The organism is Rhodoferax sp. (genome assembly GCF_011391645.1).
Classification (GTDB): Bacteria; Pseudomonadota; Gammaproteobacteria; order Burkholderiales; family Burkholderiaceae_C; genus Rhodoferax.
On sequence record NZ_JAABQC010000017.1, the window covers coordinates 16218 to 36091 of the forward strand.

The 19874-nt window shown below is 59.6% G+C and carries 20 protein-coding genes; 15 read left to right on the forward strand and 5 right to left on the reverse strand.

Annotated features, from left to right (window positions below):
* Positions 1-63 precede the first annotated feature (63 nt).
* The 3 genes from GPS82_RS03955 to GPS82_RS03965 all read left to right on the forward strand — a co-directional run bounded on the left by GPS82_RS03955 (position 64) and on the right by GPS82_RS03965 (position 1573).
* Positions 64-831 carry a ParA family protein gene (locus GPS82_RS03955; RefSeq protein ID WP_296491216.1) on the forward strand — a complete coding sequence of 256 codons (768 nt, stop codon included), beginning with the start codon at positions 64-66 and terminating at the stop codon, positions 829-831.
* 92 nt (positions 832-923) lie between these two features.
* The gene (locus GPS82_RS03960; protein ID WP_296491217.1) at positions 924-1175 is read left to right on the forward strand and encodes an AbrB/MazE/SpoVT family DNA-binding domain-containing protein; all 252 of its coding nucleotides are present in this window, start codon (positions 924-926) and stop codon (positions 1173-1175) included.
* Between the two features lie 11 nt (positions 1176-1186).
* On the forward strand, positions 1187-1573 hold the full coding sequence (locus GPS82_RS03965) for a type II toxin-antitoxin system VapC family toxin (protein WP_296491219.1): 387 nt from the start codon (positions 1187-1189) through the stop codon (positions 1571-1573).
* Between the two features lie 157 nt (positions 1574-1730).
* On the opposite strand, the gene GPS82_RS03970 is transcribed toward GPS82_RS03965, so the two are convergent.
* Both GPS82_RS03970 and GPS82_RS03975 read right to left on the reverse strand, forming a co-directional pair.
* A complete protein-coding gene (locus GPS82_RS03970; RefSeq protein ID WP_296491221.1) occupies positions 1731-3713 on the reverse strand; it encodes a DUF2075 domain-containing protein in 1983 nt (660 codons plus the stop codon).
* Between the two features lie 79 nt (positions 3714-3792).
* Positions 3793-4704, reverse strand: a complete 912-nt coding sequence (locus GPS82_RS03975; protein ID WP_296491223.1) for a LysR family transcriptional regulator — start codon at positions 4702-4704, stop codon at positions 3793-3795.
* A gap of 125 nt (positions 4705-4829) precedes the next feature.
* On the opposite strand from GPS82_RS03975, the gene GPS82_RS03980 reads away from it, so the two are divergent.
* The 8 genes from GPS82_RS03980 (at position 4830) to fba (ending at position 13712) form a co-directional block, all read left to right on the forward strand.
* Positions 4830-5570 (forward strand): HAD-IA family hydrolase, encoded by a 741-nt coding sequence (locus GPS82_RS03980; protein WP_296491224.1) that lies wholly within the window; start codon positions 4830-4832, stop codon positions 5568-5570.
* Positions 5571-5624: 54 nt separating this feature from the next.
* On the forward strand, positions 5625-6323 hold the full coding sequence (rpe, locus tag GPS82_RS03985; protein ID WP_296491227.1) for a ribulose-phosphate 3-epimerase: 699 nt from the start codon (positions 5625-5627) through the stop codon (positions 6321-6323).
* 43 nt (positions 6324-6366) lie between these two features.
* A complete protein-coding gene (locus tag GPS82_RS03990; protein ID WP_296491229.1) occupies positions 6367-7470 on the forward strand; it encodes a class 1 fructose-bisphosphatase in 1104 nt (367 codons plus the stop codon).
* Between the two features lie 24 nt (positions 7471-7494).
* Positions 7495-8370 carry a phosphoribulokinase gene (locus GPS82_RS03995; RefSeq protein WP_296491230.1) on the forward strand — a complete coding sequence of 292 codons (876 nt, stop codon included), beginning with the start codon at positions 7495-7497 and terminating at the stop codon, positions 8368-8370.
* A 110-nt stretch (positions 8371-8480) separates the two neighbouring features.
* Positions 8481-10550, forward strand: a complete 2070-nt coding sequence (gene tkt / locus GPS82_RS04000) for a transketolase (protein WP_296491232.1) — start codon at positions 8481-8483, stop codon at positions 10548-10550.
* Between the two features lie 14 nt (positions 10551-10564).
* The gene (locus GPS82_RS04005) at positions 10565-11254 is read left to right on the forward strand and encodes an HAD family hydrolase (protein ID WP_296491234.1); all 690 of its coding nucleotides are present in this window, start codon (positions 10565-10567) and stop codon (positions 11252-11254) included.
* Between the two features lie 75 nt (positions 11255-11329).
* The gene (locus tag GPS82_RS04010; RefSeq protein ID WP_296491236.1) at positions 11330-12523 is read left to right on the forward strand and encodes a phosphoglycerate kinase; all 1194 of its coding nucleotides are present in this window, start codon (positions 11330-11332) and stop codon (positions 12521-12523) included.
* Between the two features lie 151 nt (positions 12524-12674).
* Positions 12675-13712 (forward strand): class II fructose-bisphosphate aldolase, encoded by a 1038-nt coding sequence (gene fba / locus GPS82_RS04015; RefSeq protein ID WP_296491237.1) that lies wholly within the window; start codon positions 12675-12677, stop codon positions 13710-13712.
* Between the two features lie 19 nt (positions 13713-13731).
* Here the strand turns inward: fba and GPS82_RS04020 are convergent, their stop codons facing one another.
* Both GPS82_RS04020 and GPS82_RS04025 read right to left on the reverse strand, forming a co-directional pair.
* Positions 13732-14220: a DUF1499 domain-containing protein gene (locus tag GPS82_RS04020; RefSeq protein WP_296491238.1), complete on the reverse strand. Its 489-nt coding sequence runs from the start codon at positions 14218-14220 to the stop codon at positions 13732-13734.
* Complete coding sequence (locus GPS82_RS04025) at positions 14214-14585, reverse strand: hypothetical protein (RefSeq protein WP_296491241.1); 372 nt, start codon at positions 14583-14585, stop codon at positions 14214-14216. Before GPS82_RS04025 ends, GPS82_RS04020 begins: the two co-directional genes overlap by 7 nt.
* A 310-nt stretch (positions 14586-14895) precedes the next feature.
* Between GPS82_RS04025 and GPS82_RS04030 the strand changes: the two genes are divergently transcribed.
* Both GPS82_RS04030 and ppk2 read left to right on the forward strand, forming a co-directional pair.
* Positions 14896-15330, forward strand: a complete 435-nt coding sequence (locus GPS82_RS04030) for a universal stress protein (protein ID WP_296491243.1) — start codon at positions 14896-14898, stop codon at positions 15328-15330.
* A 130-nt stretch (positions 15331-15460) separates the two neighbouring features.
* Positions 15461-16249 (forward strand): polyphosphate kinase 2, encoded by a 789-nt coding sequence (gene ppk2, locus GPS82_RS04035; protein WP_296491246.1) that lies wholly within the window; start codon positions 15461-15463, stop codon positions 16247-16249.
* A gap of 4 nt (positions 16250-16253) precedes the next feature.
* Here the strand turns inward: ppk2 and GPS82_RS04040 are convergent, their stop codons facing one another.
* Entirely contained in the window at positions 16254-17225 is a 972-nt protein-coding gene (locus GPS82_RS04040) for a LysR family transcriptional regulator (RefSeq protein ID WP_296491248.1), read from the reverse strand.
* Between the two features lie 134 nt (positions 17226-17359).
* Here GPS82_RS04040 and GPS82_RS04045 point away from each other — a divergent pair, with 134 nt between their 5' ends.
* The gene (locus GPS82_RS04045) at positions 17360-19108 is read left to right on the forward strand and encodes an IlvD/Edd family dehydratase (RefSeq protein ID WP_296491250.1); all 1749 of its coding nucleotides are present in this window, start codon (positions 17360-17362) and stop codon (positions 19106-19108) included.
* 32 nt (positions 19109-19140) lie between these two features.
* Positions 19141-19874, forward strand: a 734-nt coding sequence (locus tag GPS82_RS04050; RefSeq protein ID WP_296491252.1) for an acetaldehyde dehydrogenase (acetylating), incomplete at its 3' end; no start/stop codon positions are given.

Genomic DNA, 19874 nt, shown 5'->3' on the forward strand with positions numbered 1-19874 from the left:
CAAAGTCACGGACAATGGAGCCTCGTATTGCGTGCTGTTCCATTGCCTAAAAGGAGTTGCTTTATGCCTATCGTTGTGTTCAATCAAAAAGGGGGGGTTGGCAAGTCCACCATTACCTGCAATCTGGCGGCCATCAGTGCCAGCCAGGGTCTGCGCACCCTGGTGATTGATCTTGATCCGCAGGGTAATTCCACCAGCTACCTGATGGGTGACACTGCCAGCGACGAGCAACCCAGCGTGGCGGGCTTTTTTGAGCAGACCTTGAGCTACAGCTTTCGCAACGTGCCGCCATCAGAGTACGTGGTGGAAACGCCGTTTGAAAACCTCGATGTGATGCCGTCCAGCCCGGCGCTCAACGAGTTGCTGGTCAAGCTCGAGTCGCGCCAGAAAATCTACAAGCTGCGCGAAGCCCTGGTGCAACTGGCAGAGACTTATGACCGCATCTACATCGACACGCCGCCGGCGTTGAACTTCTTTACCCGGGCCGCGCTGATTGGCGCCACCGGTTGCCTGATCCCGTTTGACTGCGACAGTTTTTCACGTCAGGCGCTGTATGCGCTGATGGACAACGTTCAGGAAATCCGCGCCGACCACAACCCTGATCTTCAGATCGACGGCATTGTGGTCAACCAGTTCCAGTCCCGCGCCAACCTGCCCCAGCGCATGGTGGCCGAACTGATCGAAGAAGGCCTGCCGGTGCTGCAGCCGTATTTGCCCTCGTCGGTGCGGATTCGTGAGTCGCACGAACAGTCCCTGCCGATGATCCACCTGGACCCCAATCACAAAATCACCCTGGCGCTGGTGGAACTGCATGACGGGTTGCGGGCGTAGGCTGGCTTTCTGATGATGCGGGGTCTGATGTGCATTGACATTTGATGCAGTGATATACATCATGTGGCATATCATTAATAGAGAGTTGAACCATGCAGCAAACCGCCAAAATATTTGCCACCGGCCGCAGCCAGGCGGTGCGCTTGCCGCTGGAGTTCCGCTTTGACGTTTCAGAAGTTTTTATTCGCCACGACCCCGTCACTGGGGACGTGGTGCTGTCACGCAAACCGCAAGACTGGCAAGGTCTGCTCGACGTGGTGGCGCAGAACAAGGACGAAGATTTGCTCATTGAGCGCCGCCAAACTCGCGCTCGGCGCGACCCCTTTGAGGGCTGCGAGGAGTGAGCCGGCGCTACATGCTCGACACCAAGGTGGTCAGCCACATGATGCAGGGGCGAGATGCCGACTTGTTGGCGCGCCTGACCCAACTGCCTGTGAGCCAGGTGGTGATTTCCAGCATTACGCTGGCGGAGTTGGAGTATGGCTTGCACCGCAAGGGCCAACCTGTTCGGTTAAAAAATGCCATGGCCCAGATCCTGCTGCGCATGGATGTGCTGCCATGGGATGAGTCGGTGGCACGCTGCTATGGAGAACTGTGTGCCACGCTTGAAGCCAGAGGCATTAATTTCAGCGACCTTGACATGATGATTGCAGCCCATGCAGTTGCCGTGGACGCCACGTTGGTAAGTCGTGATCGCGCTTTTACTCAGGCGGCGGATCGTTTGAGACTGGAAGTCTGGTAGCTTGGAACCCATTTAACTGTGCCGTGACGATTGGCGCCGCCGGTAGCCTGACCCAGACTCAGTGGGTTCAGCCGGCGCGTCTAGCGGGCTGGTTGAGTAGGGACTGCATCCTCCGGGATGTGTCGTGAATACTCCTGTTTGGCTAATTGCTGGGAAACTAGATTTCTCTGATTCCGATACTGCGCAAGTAATTGAACGTCGGGTCGTAAAACGCGGGGGACCGTGTTGGATCTTCTTCGCTACCCTGCGGTACAACCAACACCATGCCTTGCCGTGCGCGGGTGAGGAGCACCCGGTACGCATTTTTCAAATAGCCTTGACGTTCTGCTTTATGGATGTGCTGCCACTTGCAGCCGACAAACGAATGGTGTTGCCAGCCTGATTCGGCGAACCTGAAATCTGCATCCCATACAACGCAGGCCCAGTCCACTTCAAGGCCCTGCACATGAAATTCAGTGGCAACATCTTCAAGGTAGTACGACGACCGAACATCATCTTTGCCATCGAGAAACCAATGAATGGGGTCCATTGGCGACTTGACGTCGATCGCGTGAGGTTTGAGGCGCTGCGCCTGTGAGGAAACAACCATGCCATAGCGCTCCGTGCCCCGCGCTTGCGCCCTAAGCCAGGCTTTGGCCTTTGTCAGATTCCGTGTCAGGACGATCGGGTAGCGATCTGCCAGTTCAGTTAGGAATTCTTTGATTTCGTGGGTGTTGATGTCCAATATGTTCTTGACCAATGCTGAAACGTGTTCGGCACGAAATGAGCGCATCGACACGTCCAGGTGTAAGTCTGAATTGAAGTGCACGTTGCTTTTGTGTTTCAGTTGCTCCAGGACGCGTCCTGCGCCGTATTCCACCTCGTGCAGGCGTGGAGAAATGTGAACATGCCATTCCGGAAAGGAACGCTGTAGTGCAGCTATCCATTCTTCAATGCCAGCCTCACCGGTGTTGATTTCCTGTCCGCCGCCCACCAGGCAAACCACCACTGCCCAATCCTTGTGCCTGTTCAGGCACGAAATTAAAAACTCTGGCTCTGACTGGTTGAAGTCAGCTTTCTGTTTCTTGCGCAACATGAATGAGGCGGTCTGCTCAAGGTTCCAGGCTCTCTGCGCCTCGTCGAATATGGCGACGTGCTCAATAGGCGGTCGCTCGGTGTCGATCAGGCACTCGTCACGGTAGTGGTGGACGTTCTGGATGAACAACTTGACCTCGCTCATTGCCTCGCCCTTTTTCATGCGCCGGCCGGCCTCGGCCTCGCGCCTTACTTTGTCTCTGGTGAGTGCTTCGCGCAGGATTGACACGAGCGGGCCGTTGCCCGAGAGAAATACGGCGTGATCGACAGCCTCCTTGCTGGTGTGCTGTGTTGCAATGTTCAGCCCTACGAGTGTCTTTCCAGCACCCGGCACGCCGGTCACCAGGCAGATCGATTTTGTTGATTGTGCTTGTGAACTGCGAATAACTTCTGAAATGGCATCCGTTGTTCGTCCCAGGTTGATGGCTGAGGCGTCGTTGCGGGATATGTCCGTGACCGAATGACCGCCATAAAGCGCCATGGCAGCCTCAACGATGGTTGGCGTGGGGTGATAGCCACCGCCATCCCATACCAATGGATTGATGGCGGGACCGTCACAAAACTGCAAGACATGATCCATCACGCCGCGAATCTGATCCGAAGCGGCATGCAGTGGTTGGAGTACCCCATCGTCTCTGGCGCTGGTGGCAATTACCGAGAAACCAATTTCTGCACCAGTCGCGATAAGGATTGGCGCTATCGCCTTGTCGTGACTTGTCTCGTGGAAGTTCTTTAAATCAACTGCGTAATCCCACACCTGGTCCTTGGCACCCGAAAGAAACTGGGTTTCGCCTACTTTGAATTCCAGGACGAAAACAACATGGTCGAGCAAGACCAAAACGTCAATGCGTTTACCCAGCCGAGGCACGGCATATTCAAAATACACCTTGCCCTTGCCAAGGTCGTGCCGAAGCGTGCTCTTAAGAACAACCACTTGTTCCATCCATGCATTGCGCTGGGTGGTTTCAACGGCGAACGGGCTGCTGCGACTCAGGGTTCCTAGGATTTCGTCTGGGCTGCGCAGGAGAAAGTCTTCTATCAAATCACAATAATAGGCTCGGCTCATGGTGTGCTTCCCGCTTTAAACCAAGACCGATTGGTTTCTGTTTGTTTTCGTGACCCGTCTAGCTTCAAGATAGCAATTATCAACTCCAGGCATCAATCAAGGGCCCGCCTTGCTCAAGCAAAAAATCCTTGAAGGCCATCGCAGCGGGGGAGAGCTTCTTGCTGCTCAGATGCGTCACATACCAGTGGTTGATCTGCGGCAGGCCCTGCACGTCGAGCAGCGCCAGGTGGCCGCTGGCGAGTTCGTGGCGCACCGTGCGCATCGACAAAAAGCTCAGACCCATGCCGGCCATCACCGCCTGTTTGATGGTCTCGTTGCTGGGCATGGCCATCACCATCTGGAGCGGCGTGGTGTTCTCCTCAAACAGCCTCTCCATCGCAGCGCGGGTGCCGGAGCCTTCCTCGCGCACCACAAACTTGAAATCTGCCAGCGCGCTGAATGGCAGGTTTTTGCGCCGCGCCAGCGGATGGTCGGGCGGGGCGACCATGGCCAGCGGGTTGGTGGCGAAGGCCTTGGCCTGGCAGTCCAGGTGGTTGGGTGTGCGGCCCATGATGACCAGGTCTGCGTCGCCGCGCGCCAGCAGGCCCAGCACGTTTTCACGGTTGTCAATGCTGAGTTGCACGTGAATGCCGGGGTTGAGCTGGCCGAAGCGCACCAGCAGCATCGGGACAAAATATTTGGCGGTGCTGACCACTGCCAGGTCAATGCGGCCCTGTTTCAGCCCGACATGCTCGGCCATCTGGTCCTCCAGGTCCTTGAACTGGCGCATGGCATTGCCGGCATGGGTCAAAAAGATTTCGCCAGCGTGGGTGAGTTTGATATTGCGCCCCGTCGGTTCGATCAGTGCCAGGCCAAAGGCCTCTTCAAGCTGGCGCAGTTGCATGGACACCGCTGGCTGGGTGACAAACAGGCGCTCGGCGGCCTTGGAGACCGAGCGCTGGCGCGCCACCTCCAGAAAGGTTTGAATCTGCTTAAAGGTGTAGGGACGCATAAATAAGCCAAATCTGATGAATTTTTAACAAATCGTGATTAGAGTTTATGGGTTGGGGCGATTAAAGTAAATCCATGCCGCAAAAGTGGCCAATCCAGTCCAACCCAATCACAAGAAAGTAGCCCATGTCCCCGTCGTCGACCGCCGCCAAGTTGCAAGCGCTCATTTTTGATGTGGATGGCACGCTGGCTGACACCGAGCGTGCGCACATGGCCGCCTTTAACCATGCCTTCAAGGAAATGGGCATGGATTGGGTTTGGGACGAGGCCTTGTACACCGAACTGCTGAATATTTCGGGCGGCAAGGAACGCATCCTGCACTACTGGAAACAGGTCAATCCGGACATCAAGGCGCTCAACGCCCAGGCCCTGGACGACAGGATCAGTCGCATGCATGCACTCAAAACGGCAGCTTACGAGCATGCTGTCAACCACGGGGAAGTGAGCCTGCGCCCCGGCGTGCTGCGGCTGATGGACGAGGCGCTCAAGGCCGGGCTGCAGTTGGCGATCGCCACCACCACCTCGCCGGTGAACATTGCCGCCTTATTGCGCCATGCCGTCGGTTCTGACTGGCGCATGAACTTCTCCGCCATTGGCGATGCCTCAACGGCGCCCATCAAAAAGCCGCACCCGCAGGTGTATTTGCAGATGCTGGACGCCTTGCATCTGTCTGCCAGCCACTGCCTGGCGTTCGAGGACTCGAACAACGGTTTGCAGGCCGCCACGGCCGCCGGGTTGGCCACCATCATCACGCCCAACCCTTTCACCGCACACCACGATTTCACCGGGGCGCTCAAGGTGGTGCCGGATTTGAGTCAGGTCAATCTTGCGCAATTGCGCCAGTGGCATGGCGCCCATTTCCGCTAAACGGTGCTGAACTGCATTACCCTCAAGAATTTCAAACTTTACTGAAAGCACCCCATGAGCACCTCCCCCATTCTGCGTTTGGCCCCCAGCATTTTGTCGGCTGACTTTGCCCGCTTGGGCGAAGAAGTGCGCGCCATTGAAGCCGCTGGTTGCGACCTGGTGCACTTTGACGTGATGGACAACCACTATGTGCCCAACCTGACCATCGGGCCGCTGGTGTGCGAGGCAATTCGCCCGCATGTGAGCATCCCGATCGACGTGCACCTGATGGTCGAACCCGTGGATTCAATCATTCCGTTGTTTGCCAAGGCCGGCGCCAACATCATCACCTTTCACCCCGAGGCCTCCAAACATGTGGACCGCAGCCTGTCGATGATTCGCGAACTCGGCTGCAAAGCCGGTCTGGTGCTGAATCCGGCCACACCCATCGGCGTGCTTGACCACGTCATGGACAAGCTCGACATGATCTTGCTGATGAGTGTCAACCCCGGTTTTGGCGGTCAGAAGTTCATTCCCAGCACGCTCGCCAAGCTGCGCCTGGTGCGGGCAAAAATTGATGCCCATGTGGCCGCTGGCGGCCAGCCGATCTGGCTGGAAGTGGACGGCGGCGTCAAGATCGACAACATTGCTGAAATCGTGGCCGCCGGTGCCGACACCTGTGTGGCCGGCAGTGCCGTGTTCAGTGCACCCGATGCCGATCGCGGCTACAAGGGCGTGATGCAGGCGCTGCGCCGTGCGGCGCACCCGGCTTGACGCTGCGCACCAAATCATAAATTTAAAACATCTGGAGACATCCATGCCTTTGACCATCCGTTCCAACCGCTCCACGCTGACGCAGTTCCTCATTGAAGAGCGACGGCGCCACCCGAGTGCCAGCGGCGATTTCAATGCGCTGGTTCTGGACGTGGCGTTGGCCTGCAAAGGCATTGCCAAGGCGGTCGCCTATGGCGAGTTGGCCGGCATGACCGGCAACCATGCGAGTGAGTCCGGTGCTTCGGTCAATGTGCAGGGTGAAACCCAGAAAAAGCTCGATGTGCTGTCCAACGAAGTCTTCATGCGGCGCACCGAATGGGCGGGCAACCTGGCGGGCATGGCCTCCGAAGAAATGGACTCGCCGTATCAGATCCCGGCGCAATTCCCGCGCGGCAAATACCTGATCGTGTTCGACCCGCTGGACGGCTCCAGCAACATCGATGTGAATGTGTCGGTGGGCAGCATTTTCAGCATCCTGCGCGCGCCGCAAGACGTGATCGACTCCGGTCGCGACGTGGTCGATGCCGACTTTTTCCAGCCCGGTGCCAAACAAATGGCCGCCGGTTACGCCCTGTACGGCCCCACCACCATGCTGGTGCTGACCGTGGGCACCGGCGTCAACGGCTTCACGCTCGACCCAACGCTGGGCGAGTTCATGCTGACGCACCCCATGATGCAGATTCCGGCCGACACGCAGGAATTTGCCATCAACGCGTCCAACGCCCGCTTCTGGGAGGCGCCGGTCAAGCGCTATGTTGATGAGTGTCTGGCGGGCAAGACAGGCGCCCGCGGCAAGGATTTCAACATGCGCTGGATTGCCAGCATGGTGGCAGAGGCGCACCGCATTCTGATGCGCGGCGGGGTGTTCATGTACCCGCGTGACACCAAAGACCCGTCCAAACCCGGTCGCCTGCGCCTGCTTTACGAGGCCAATCCGGTGGGCATGATCATGGAGCAGGCCGGCGGCCGCGCCTCCACCGGCGAGATGCCCATGATGAATGTGCAGCCCACCAGCCTGCACCAGCGCATCGGTTTTGTCTTTGGCTCCAAAAACGAGGTCGAGCGCATTGAGCGCTACCACCGCGAACCGGTGCAAGTGGAGCTGACCAACCCGTTGTTTGCTGAACGCAGTCTGTTCAGGGATTGATTTTTAACAATAGGAGACGCAACCATGTCCATTCGCCACCCCATCATTGCCATTACCGGCTCAAGCGGAGCCGGTACCACCTCGGTGACCCGCACCTTCGAGAACATTTTCCGCCGCGAAAGCATCACGGCCGCGGTGATCGAGGGCGACAGCTTTCACCGCTTTGACCGCAAGGCCATGAAAATCAAGGCCGCCGAGGCTGAAGCTGCCGGCGACAAGAACTTCAGCCACTTCGGTCCTGAAAACAACCTGTTTGCCGAATTGGAGTCACTGTTTCGCGATTACGCCAACACCGGCACCGGCAAGCGCCGCAAGTACCTGCACGACCTCGAAGAAGCCGCGCCCTACAAGCAGGACCCCGGTACCTTCACGCCCTGGGAAGACGTGCCGGCCAAGACCGACCTGCTGTTCTATGAAGGCCTGCATGGCGCCGTGGTCACACCTGAGGTCAACATTGCCCAGCACCCGGATTTGCTGATTGGCGTGGTGCCAGTCATTAATTTGGAGTGGATCCAGAAGCTGTACCGCGACAAGAAGCAGCGCGGTTACAGCACCGAGGCCGTCACCGACACCATCCTGCGCCGCATGCCCGACTATGTGAACTACATTTGCCCGCAGTTCATGCACACCCATGTGAACTTCCAGCGCGTGCCCATGGTGGACACCAGCAACCCGTTCATCGCGCGCGACATTCCGAGCGCCGACGAAAGCATGGTGGTGATTCGCTTCAGCAACCCCAAAGGCATTGATTTTCAGTACCTGCGCAATATGATCAACGACAGTTTCATGAGCCGCGCCAACACCATCGTGGTGCCAGGCGGCAAAATGGAGCTTGCCATGCAACTCATCTTCACACCGTTTGTGTGGCGGATGATGGAGCGGCAGAAGAAGGCCGGCTGATATTTGCCCGTCATTGCGAGGAGCGCCAGCGACGCGGCAATCCAGGAAGTCATGGATTGCTTCGCTCTGCTCGCAATGACGACTGACTCACACCATTCAAGATCAACACCATGAACACACCCACCCCCGAATTTGCCAAACAAATGGCCAATGCCATCCGCATGCTCGCCGTTGACGCGGTTGAGAAAGCCAAGTCCGGCCATCCCGGCGCGCCCATGGGCATGGCCGACATTGCCGAAGTGCTGTGGCACCGGCACCTCAGCCACAACCCGGCCAACCCGCATTGGGCCAACCGCGACCGTTTTGTGCTCTCCAACGGCCACGGCTCGATGCTGATCTATGCCTTGTTGCACCTGACAGGGTATGACCTGCCGATGGAAGAGCTCAAAAACTTCCGGCAACTGCACAGCAAGACCGCAGGTCATCCGGAATTTGCCATCACCCCCGGCGTGGAAACCACCACCGGGCCACTCGGTCAAGGCATCAGCAACGCGGTCGGCATGGCGCTGGCTGAAAAGCTGCTCGCCCAGGAGTTCAACAAGGCCGACGCCAGCATTGTTGACCACTTTACCTACGCCTTTTTGGGCGACGGCTGCCTGATGGAGGGCATCAGCCACGAAGCCTGTTCACTCGCTGGTACTCTGCGCTTGTCCAAACTGATCGGTTTTTATGACGACAACGGCATCAGCATTGACGGCCATGTCGAAGGCTGGTTCACCGACGACACGCCCAAGCGTTTTGAGGCTTACGGCTGGAACGTCATCGCCGCCGTGGATGGCCATGACCCAGCCGCCATTGACAGCGCCATCCTGGCCGCCAAGGCGCAGGCCGTGCTGTCAGATGGCAAGCCCACCCTGATTTGCTGCAAAACCGTGATCGGCCTGGGTTCGCCCAACAAGGCTGGCACTCATGATGTGCATGGCGCAGCCCTGGGCGCCGCTGAAGTGGCTGCCACCCGCGAAGCGCTGGGCTGGACATCGGCCCCGTTCGAGATCCCGACTGACATTGCGGTCGCCTGGAATGCCGTATCACACGGCATTCTGGTTGAGCGCGCCTGGCGCGAGCGCTTTGAGGCCTACCGCAGCCAATTTCCAAAGGAAGCGGCTGAATTCGAGCGCCGCATGGCGGGTGACTTGTTGCCCGCGTTTGCCGAAAAGCTGCCCGAACTGCTGGCAGGAATCGCTGCCAACGCCACCGCGTTTGCCACCCGCAAGTCAAGCCAGAACGCGCTGGACGCGATTGCGCCGCTGGTGCCTGAATTCTTCGGTGGCAGCGCCGACCTGACCGGCTCCAACCTGACCAACTTCAAGGGCTGCGTCAAGGCCGGCCGTGACCAGTGGGGCAACCACATGAGCTACGGTGTGCGCGAATTCGGCATGGCCGCCATCATGAACGGCATCGCGCTGCATGGCGGCTACATCCCCTATGGCGGCACCTTCCTCACCTTTTCCGACTACAGCCGCAACGCGATCCGCATGGCCGCGCTGATGAAAATCCGTGTCATCCATGTGTTCACCCATGACAGCATTGGCCTGGGCGAAGATGGCCCGACGCACCAGAGCGTTGAGCACATTCCCAGCCTGCGCATCATTCCGGGGCTGGACGTGTGGCGTCCGGCCGATGGTCTGGAAACCGCCGTGGCCTGGGCCTGTGCCGTGCAACGCAGAGACGGCCCGAGCGCGCTGTGCCTGTCGCGCCAGAACTTGCCGCGCCTTGCCGACATCAGCCACGCCGACAAAATTCGCAAGGGTGGCTACATCCTGTCAGACATGCAGGGCGCGCGAGCAGCCATTGTGTCAACCGGTTCCGAACTGGAACTGGCCATGAAGGCGCAAGCCGCCCTGGCGGCTGAAGGCATTCCCACCCGGGTCGTGTCCATGCCCAGCACCAACGTGTTTGATCGCCAGACCGAGGCCTACCAGGAAATGGTGCTGCCCTTGAATTTGCCCACGGTGGCCATTGAGGCAGCACACCCCGACTTCTGGCGCAAATACGTGGGCCGCACCGGCGTTGTGATCGGCATGTCGACCTTCGGCGAATCGGCGCCGGCGCCCAAGCTCTACGCCCATTTCGGCATCACGTCCGAGCGGGTGGTGGAAGCGGTTGAGGTGCTGGTGCATCGCGCCGCCCATCGCCGCGCCGACGACTTGCCAGAAACCGTGGTTCCGGCCAGCAACTGAAAGGTGTGTTGAACATGTCTACGCGCGCTTTTGACCTGATGCTGTTTGATTTGGATGGCACGCTGGTGGAGACCGCGCCCGAAATCATGGACGCAGTGAACGATGTCCTGAGCCACTTTAACCTGTCGCTGGTATCGCAGCAGCAGGTCAACGACTGGATCGGACACGGCACGCTGTCGTTGCTGGTGCAAGCGGTGGCAGACCGCAGCGGCCAGTCAGTTGAGGCGGTGCGCAGCGGCGAGTTGCTGCGCCAGATGCTGCCGGTCTACGACGGCTTTTACCAGCAGCGCTGCGGCACCCGCAGCCACCTCTATCCGCATGTGCGCGAAACCCTGCTGGCCTTGCGCGCCCAGGGTGTCAAACTGGCGGTGGTGACCAACAAGGAAAGCCGCTACACCAAGGTGGTGATGGATGTGCACCAGTTGGGTCCGATGTTTGACGCCGTGGTCAGTGGTGACACTTTTCCCGCCAAGAAGCCGGATCCGGCCGGTGTGCTGCATTGCCTGGCACAGTTTGGTGTGACTGCAGACCGGACCCTGTTTGTCGGTGACTCCAGCATTGATGCTGCCACCGCGCGCAACGCCGGTGTGCCCGTCTGGTTGCTGCCCTACGGCTACAACATGGGCCAGCCCATTGAAGCCTGCGCACCGGACCGGGTGATTGCAGATTTTTCATCATTGCCGGGTTCTGACTTCGGGACTTGACAAATAGCCGTCTGCATCTGAGCCCCCACTGATTTTTGGATTGAAAATGGAGCCTTAACAAGGAGTGAGTTCACCATGAAAGTTTTACGTTTTGCCGATGTGATTGCCAGCGGTTTTGCAACGGGCAAGCGGGTCTTTATCCGCGCCGACCTCAACGTGCCGCAGGACGATGCAGGCAACATCACCGAAGACACCCGCATCCGCGCCAGTGTGCCCTGCATTCAAATGGCGCTCGCCGCAGGGGCTGCCGTGATGGTCACCAGCCACCTGGGCCGCCCGACCGAGGGCGCCTTCAAACCCGAAGACTCGCTGGCGCCAGTGGCCAAACGACTGGGCGAACTGCTGGGCCGCGAGGTGCCGCTGGTGGCCAACTGGGTCGACGGCGTGACTGTGGCGCCTGGCCAGATCGTGCTGCTGGAAAACTGCCGCGTCAACGTGGGCGAAAAGAAGAATGCCCCTGAACTCGCCAAAAAACTCGCCGCCCTGTGTGACGTGTTTGTGCACGACGCCTTTGGCACCGCGCACCGCGCTGAGGGCACCACCTACGGCATTGCCCAGTTTGCGCCAATTGCCTGCGCCGGCCCGCTGCTGGCAGCCGAGATTGATGCCATCAACAAGGCACTGGCCGACCCCAAGCGCCCGCTGGTGGCCATCGTGGCGGGCTCAAAGGTGTCGAGCAAGCTGACCATTTTGCAGGCGCTGGCGAAAAACGTCGACCAACTCATTGTGGGCGGCGGCATTGCCAACACCTTCATGCTCGCGTCAGGCTTGAGCATTGGCAAGAGCCTGGCCGAGCCGGGTTTGCTGGACGACGCCAAGGCTGTGATCGCCGCCATGAAGGCGCGCGGCGCTGAAGTGCCGATTCCGACCGACGTGGTCACCGCCAAAACCTTTGCCGCCGATGCCGTGGCCACCGTCAAGGAAGCTTCTGAGGTGGCGGAAGACGACCTGATTCTGGACATTGGCCCGGTTACGGCGGCCAAGCTGGCCGAGCAGCTCAAAAAGGCCGGCACCATTGTGTGGAACGGTCCGGTGGGAGTGTTCGAGTTTGCGGCTTTTGAGAACGGCACCAAGGTCATTGCGCACGCCATTGCCGAGTCGTCAGCCTTCAGCATTGCCGGCGGCGGCGACACGCTGGCGGCCATTGCCAAATACGGCATTGAAAAGGACATCGGCTACATCAGCACCGGCGGCGGCGCCTTCTTGGAAGTGCTGGAAGGCAAAACCCTGCCCGCGTTCGAGATTTTGCAAAAACGCGCCGCGGGCTAGATTTCCTGAGTTTCGTGGGATCGGCTTGAGTCGACCTGGCAGACTGGAGTCTGCCCCACGGGCCCAAAGCCCGCCTAAATCATTCCCTACCAACTCACGCATCCAGTGCGTGGGCCGGAGTTCATTTTTCTAAAACCAACCGGAGATCACCATGGCCTTTGTTTCCCTTCGTCAAATGCTCGACCACGCTGCCGAAAACGGCTACGGCGTGCCCGCCTTCAACGTCAACAATCTGGAGCAAATCCAGGCCATCATGGAGGCCGCTGCGGCCACCGACAGCCCGGTGATCCTGCAGGCTTCTGCCGGTGCCCGCAAGTATGCCGGTGAGGCCTACCTGCGCCATATGGTGCTGGCCGCGGTCGAGTCTTACCCCGACATTCCGGTGGTGATGCACCAGGACCACGGCACCACCGCTGCGGTTTGCCAGCAGTCGATCCGCTCGGGTTTCACCAGTGTGATGATGGACGGCTCGCTGATGGGAGACGGAAAAACTCCGTCCAGCTACGAGTACAACGTCGACATCACCCGCAAGGTGTGCGAGATGTCGCACGCCGTGGGCGTGTCGGTGGAGGGTGAGTTGGGCTGCTTGGGCAGTCTGGAAACTGGCGACGCCGGTGAAGAAGACGGCATTGGCGCCGAAGGCAAGCTCAGCCATGAGCAAATGCTGACCGACCCGGTGCAGGCCAAGGACTTTGTAGAAAAAACCGGTGTGGACGCGCTTGCCATTGCCATCGGCACCAGCCACGGCGCCTACAAGTTCACCCGCAAGCCCACCGGTGACATTCTGGCGATTGACCGCATTGCCCAAATCCACGCGCAAATTCCCAACACCCACCTGGTGATGCACGGCTCAAGCTCGGTGCCGCAGGAGTGGCTGGCCATCATTCGCCAGTACGGCGGCGACCTGAAAGAAACCTATGGTGTGCCGGTGGAAGAAATCCAGCGCGGCATCAAGAGCGGTGTGCGCAAGGTCAACATCGACACTGACATCCGCCTGGCCATGACCGGCGCCATGCGCCAGAGTTTTGCCCAAAACCCGAGCGAATTCGACCCGCGCAAATCACTGATTGCCGCCCGCAAGGCCGCCATGGGCATTTGCAAACTGCGCTTTGAAGCCTTTGGCTGCGCCGGCATGGGCAGCAAGATCAAGCCGATTCACCTGGATGTGATGGCGGCGCGTTACCTTTGACCAAGTCGTTCCCTCGTGGTCAGGGCTGTTTGACTGGCGCCAAGTTTGATTGCCGCAGGCCCTCAAAGCGCTCGGCGAATGCCGTCATGCGCGCGCGGTTCTTGCCAAAATCATAGCGTCCCAACAGGGATTGCGAGCGGAAATTGATCCGGCCGGACTCGGCATCCAGCACAAAATCGACCTGGTCCCTGAACCCCAAAGGTGTGGTGAAGATCACCTCCAGCCAGACCGGGTCGCTGCGCACAATGGCCGCCTCAGGGTGGCTGACAAGGGTGGCGCGCAGCATGGCCATTGCTTGCGCGGCATCGCCGGCATAACGCAGCGCTGGCAGGCCGCTGCCGCCCAGCGAATTGACGCAATTGCTGCTGCGGGGGCAACTCAAGTCGGTGGGATGCGCATCGGGCCCGAGCCTGATTTCCGGGCCAGCGTCCTGTGCCGCACAAGATGCGAGCACAAGCGCGACCAGCGCAATGGTGGCTTTGCTCAGGCGGTCAGGTTTGCTCAGCATGGGTAGGCCTGTTTCAGTGCATTCGTCATGACCAGGGGCACCGGCATGTCGGCTTCATAGACATCCGCGTGGCGTTGACGCTCGGCGTCATACAAATTCCGCGCCATGCTGGGCTCAAGGTCACGCCCTTTTGGGCAGACGACGGCCTTGGCGCCGTTGCGGGCAACATGCAGATGCGCCTCAAGCGCGCCTTCCATGACGCCGATCAGGTAATAGTTGGCGTGGTTTTCGCCTTGTTGGTTGGTCATTTCAAGCGCCTGCAACTCGCGCAGGCTCATTGCGCAGGCCTGGCCGGCCAACAAGGTGCCTGTCAGTGCAAGCGCCCCGGTTATTAACCAGGTGCTCGGCATGGGGGAGTAATTCATGTGTGCATGATGGCATGTTTGATTCCCCATTTTTGCTTGAGGCGCATTTCCGTATCGCCAGCGTGGACTTGTACCCTAACAGATACCGGGCAGCCAGGGTTTGGCAACGTGCAATCCGGGGTGTGCCTCTGGCTGGTGATGACTGGCGCCGGTCGCCAAAGCTTCGGGTAAAACCGCGACGAGCGCGCCGCTGTGGCAACTTGGCCAACGCTGATCCTCCCGACGGGCTGGAAGACACGCAGGTCCTGATACGATTGAATGTCAGTATGTTCCTGACGACACTCATTCACCACGCAACAGAGGATTGGCAATGTACAAAACGATCGTATTGGCGTATGACGGTTCCAGTGCCGGGCAAAAGGCCCTTCTCGATTGCAAGGACCTTGCCCTGTGGAATCAATCGGTGCTTTGGCTTGTGGCGGTCATGCCCTACAACATCAATCTGGTCACCATGGAGGGCGGCTTTCCCGCACCGGATCTTGAGCAAAGGAACAAAGCCGAATTTCAGCAGATCCTTGCCGATGGACTGCATCGCCTGGAAGAGGCCGGCTACGCGGCCACCGGAGAACTGCTCGCGGGTGACGCGGTCCAGGAGATCACCCGGTTCGCGCGCAAAGTCAATGCCGACCTGATTGTGGTCGGACACAAACACGTCGAGGGCTGGGCCCGGTGGTGGAGCGGGTCTATTTCGGGCGCTTTGGTGGAGCATTCGCCTTGCAGCGTTTTCTGCGTCGTCACGCAATAGGGTGTTCGTTTTCAGACCTTCAGCAGATTGACTGGGAAACATTGGAAAACTGTCTGTGGTAGTCAGCCAGGCCATGATCCGATCCCGGGTTGGTCAACCAGGCTTGGGCAAGGGATGGTAGTATTTGCCGATGAGCAAGACAAAAAATGGTAAGTCCGGCAAGCTGGGCAAGAGCGAGTACTACGAGCTGCTGGCGCCGCTGCAGCAGGAGCTGAACGACGTGGCGCGCTGGCTGCAGCACACGGGCAAGCGGCTGGCCGTGGTCGTCGAGGGCCGTGACACGGCGGGCAAGGGTGGCGTGATTTCGGCTTTGGCGGAGACGCTCAATCCGCGCCACTGCCGCACCGTGGCGCTGGCCAAGCCGAGCGAGCGCGAAACCACGCAGTGGTACTTTCAACGTTATGTGCCGCATTTGCCGGCTGCTGGTGAAATTGTGCTTTTTGATCGCAGCTGGTACAACCGCGCCGGTGTTGAAACCGTCATGGGTTTCTGCACCGAACCCCAGACCCAGGCCTTTCTCAAGCAGGCCCCGGTGTTCGAGAGTCTTCTGGTGGACGACGGCATCCTGCTACACAAGTATTGGCTGACCGTCGACCAGGATAAGCAGGAAGAGCGCTTTGCTGAACGACTGGCAGATCCGCTCAAGCGCTGGAAACTCAGTCCGATCGACCTTCAGGCGCGCGAAAAGTATGCCCAGTACGGGCTGGCACGCGATGCCATGCTCAAGGCCACGCACAAGCCAAAAGCACCTTGGGTGCTGGTTGACTTCAACGACCAGCGGCAGGGCCGGCTCAACCTGATCCGCCACCTGCTCGACCATATTCCGGAAAGAAAAGTGCCAGAAGTCTTGTTCGAGTTTCCGCCCCTTGGCCATGAACCGCTGCGTGAGCAGTTTGGCGCACTCCCCAAGCCGATCTGACGATTCACCCGCTGGCGCCGCAGGGAGCCAATCCGCCATACATGCTTGAGGCCACTTTGCGGATAGCCTTTAGCAGCAGGTTGGCGCCGGGCGTCAGCACATGGTCCGAGCGCATGATGAGGCCATAGCTGTCCATGTTGCAGGGTAGTTCAACCGGCAAGATCGACAGTTCGCCGGATGCTGCGTAATAGCGGGCGACCTCCAGTGGCATCAGGTGCAAAAAATCGGTCTGTTGCAGCAATGCCTTGATCACCGACATGGCGGTGGTCTCGATCACGTTGATCGGTGCCACCAGGCCATGGCGTCTGAACAGCATGTCGAACTGGTGGCGCAAGATGCTGCCCCTGGGCGACAGAATCCAGCACTTGCTGCTGAGGTCTTGCAGCGTAAGTGCACTGTGCTGCAGCAGCGGGTGGCCAAGGCGCACCACCGCACATTCGGTCTCTTCTGACAAGTCTTGGTAGACCAGGTTCTGGTCCTCCTCTTGTGCCGGAATACGCGCGATCAAAAAATCGAGCCGGCCTCGCTTGAGCCCGTCCACCAGCACATCACTGGTGCCCACTTCGACACCAATGCTCAAGTGTGGAGCCTCGGCTTTGGTGGCGGCGATGGCCTGTGGCACCAGTGTCATCGACGGCGTCAGGATGACACCCAGATTGACCTGCCCGGACAAGCCGGCTTGTAACGCCGTTATGGCGCTCTGGCCTTGCGCCAGGTTGTCCAGCGCCATGCGGACGTGGCGCGTGAGCGTTTCGCCATAGACCGTGGGCCGCATGCCCCTGGGCAGGCGCTCAAACAATGCCACGCCAAACAGGTCTTCCATGTCCTTGAGCATTTTCGATGCGGCTGGCTGGCTCATGTGTGTTGCCAGCGCGGCCTGGTGCAGGTTGCGTGATTCGTCGATGGCCATCAGCAAGGCCATCTGGCGGGTCTTGAGTTGGTGGTGGGGCCGCCGTGGGGCAGGGTTCTCTTCCATGGTGAGCGCGTCCAGACCGTAAGGATTGATATAAAAAAGTATATCAAAAGATCAGAAATATTCACTTGTTTTGTATGGATCAAGCGCCTACGATGCGGCCACTCATGATTTTCCGTTGATTTGAAAGACGCCTTATGTCCCCTACGCCCAAGAAGCCCTTGCGTTCTGCCGCCTGGTTTGGCACTGCCGACAAAAACGGCTTCATGTATCGGAGCTGGATGAAAAATCAGGGCATTCCTGACCATGAATTTCAGGGCAAGCCGATCATTGGCATCTGCAACACCTGGTCTGAACTGACGCCCTGCAACGCCCACTTTCGCAAGATTGCCGAGCACGTCAAACGCGGCATTTCCGAGGCCGGCGGCTTTCCGGTTGAGTTCCCGGTGTTCTCCAACGGCGAGTCCAACCTGCGCCCCACCGCCATGCTGACCCGCAACCTGGCCAGCATGGACGTCGAGGAATCGATTCGCGGCAACCCGATGGACGCCGTGGTGCTGCTGGTGGGCTGCGACAAGACCACCCCGGCGCTGCTGATGGGCGCGGCAAGTTGCGACATTCCCACCATCGTGGTCACCGGTGGCCCGATGTTGAACGGCAAGCACGAAGGCCGCGACATTGGCTCTGGCACGGTGGTCTGGCAATTGCACGAAGCGGTCAAGGCCGGCAAAATTTCGCTCAACGAGTTCATGTCGGCCGAAGCCGGCATGTCACGCTCGGCGGGCACCTGCAACACCATGGGCACCGCCTCCACCATGGCCTGCATGGCCGAGGCGCTGGGCACCTCGCTGCCCCACAACGCCGCCATTCCGGCAGTCGATGCGCGCCGCTACGTGCTGGCGCACATGTCGGGCATGCGCATCGTCGAGATGGTCTGGGAAGACCTGAAGCTGTCCAAGGTGCTGACGCGCGAAGCCTTTGAAAACGCCATTCGCGTCAATGCGGCCATCGGCGGCTCGACCAATGCGGTGATTCATCTGAAGGCGATTGCCGGGCGCATCGGCGTGCCGCTGGAACTGGAGGACTGGACGAACATTGGCAAGGGCACGCCGACTCTGGTGGATTTGCAGCCATCCGGCCGCTTCCTGATGGAAGAGTTTTACTACGCCGGCGGCCTGCCGGGCGTGCTGCGCCGCATGGGCGAGGGTGGCCTGCTGCCGCACAAGGACGCGCTAACGGTCAATGGCAGGTCGCTCTGGGACAACGTGCTGGATGCGTCCATCCACAACGATGAAGTCATCCGGACGCTGGAAAATCCATTGGTCGCAGATGGCAGCATGTGCATTTTGCGCGGCAACCTGGCGCCGCGCGGTGCGGTGCTCAAGCCCTCTGCGGCCACGCCCGCGCTGATGAAGCACCGGGGCAAGGCGGTCGTTTTTGAAGACTTCGACCATTACAAGGCGCGCATCGGCGACCCCGATCTGGTGGTCGATGCCAATTCGGTGCTGGTGATGAAAAACTGCGGTCCCAAGGGCTACCCCGGCATGGCCGAGGTTGGCAATATGGGCTTGCCACCCAAGCTGCTGGCGCAGGGCGTCACCGACATGGTGCGTATTTCGGATGCGCGCATGAGCGGCACCGCCTACGGCACCGTGGTGCTGCATGTGGCGCCTGAGGCGGCCGCCGGTGGGCCACTGGCGATCGTGCAGGACGGCGACTGGATCGCCCTGGACAGTTTTGCGGGCAAGCTGGAACTGGAAGTGAGTGACGCCGACATCGCGCTGCGCTTCGCGGCGCGGCAAGCGCAGCAGCAAGCCGCTCTGGCGGCGCCGAAGGGCGGTTACCAGCAGCTCTACATCGACCGGGTGCTGCAGGCTGACGAAGGCTGTGATTTTGATTTTCTGGTGGGTTGTCGTGGCGCTGAGGTGCCCAAGCACTCCCATTGAACACCGCTTGCCCTCCAACGCAAAGAACCGTGATGACTTCAAAAATCAAATGTGCCGTGATCGGGCCGGGCAACATCGGCACTGATCTGCTTTACAAGTTGTGCCGCAGCCCGGTGCTGGAACCGGTCTGGATGGTGGGCGTTGACGCCACCTCGGAGGGCCTGCAGCGCGCCCGCGAGAAGGGCCTCAAGACCACGGATCAGGGTGTTGACGGCCTGCTGCCGCATGTCCTGATTGATGGCGTTCAGATCGCCTTTGACGCGACCTCGGCCTATGTTCATGCCGAGAACTCGTGCAAGCTGACCGAACTCGGCGTTTTGGTAATCGACCTGACGCCGGCCGCCATCGGGCCGTTTTGCGTGCCGCCGGTGAACCTGGCCGCGCTTCTTGGCCGGGGTGAGATGAACGTCAACATGGTGACCTGCGGCGGGCAGGCCACGATCCCGATGATTGCGGCTATTTCCAGCGTGCAGCCAGTCCAGTACGGTGAGATCGTGGCCACCATTTCCTCCAGGTCGGCCGGCCCCGGCACACGCAGAAACATTGACGAATTCACCCGCACCACTTCGCGCGCCATCGAACAGGTGGGCGGTGCCGCCAGGGGCAAGGCCATCATCATCATCAACCCGGCCGAGCCACCGCTGGTGATGCGCGACACCGTGCATTGCCTGACCGAAACCGAGCCCGACCAGGAAAAAATCACCGCCGCCATCAGCGGCATGATCACCGAAGTGCAGAAATACGTGCCGGGCTACCGACTGGTGAA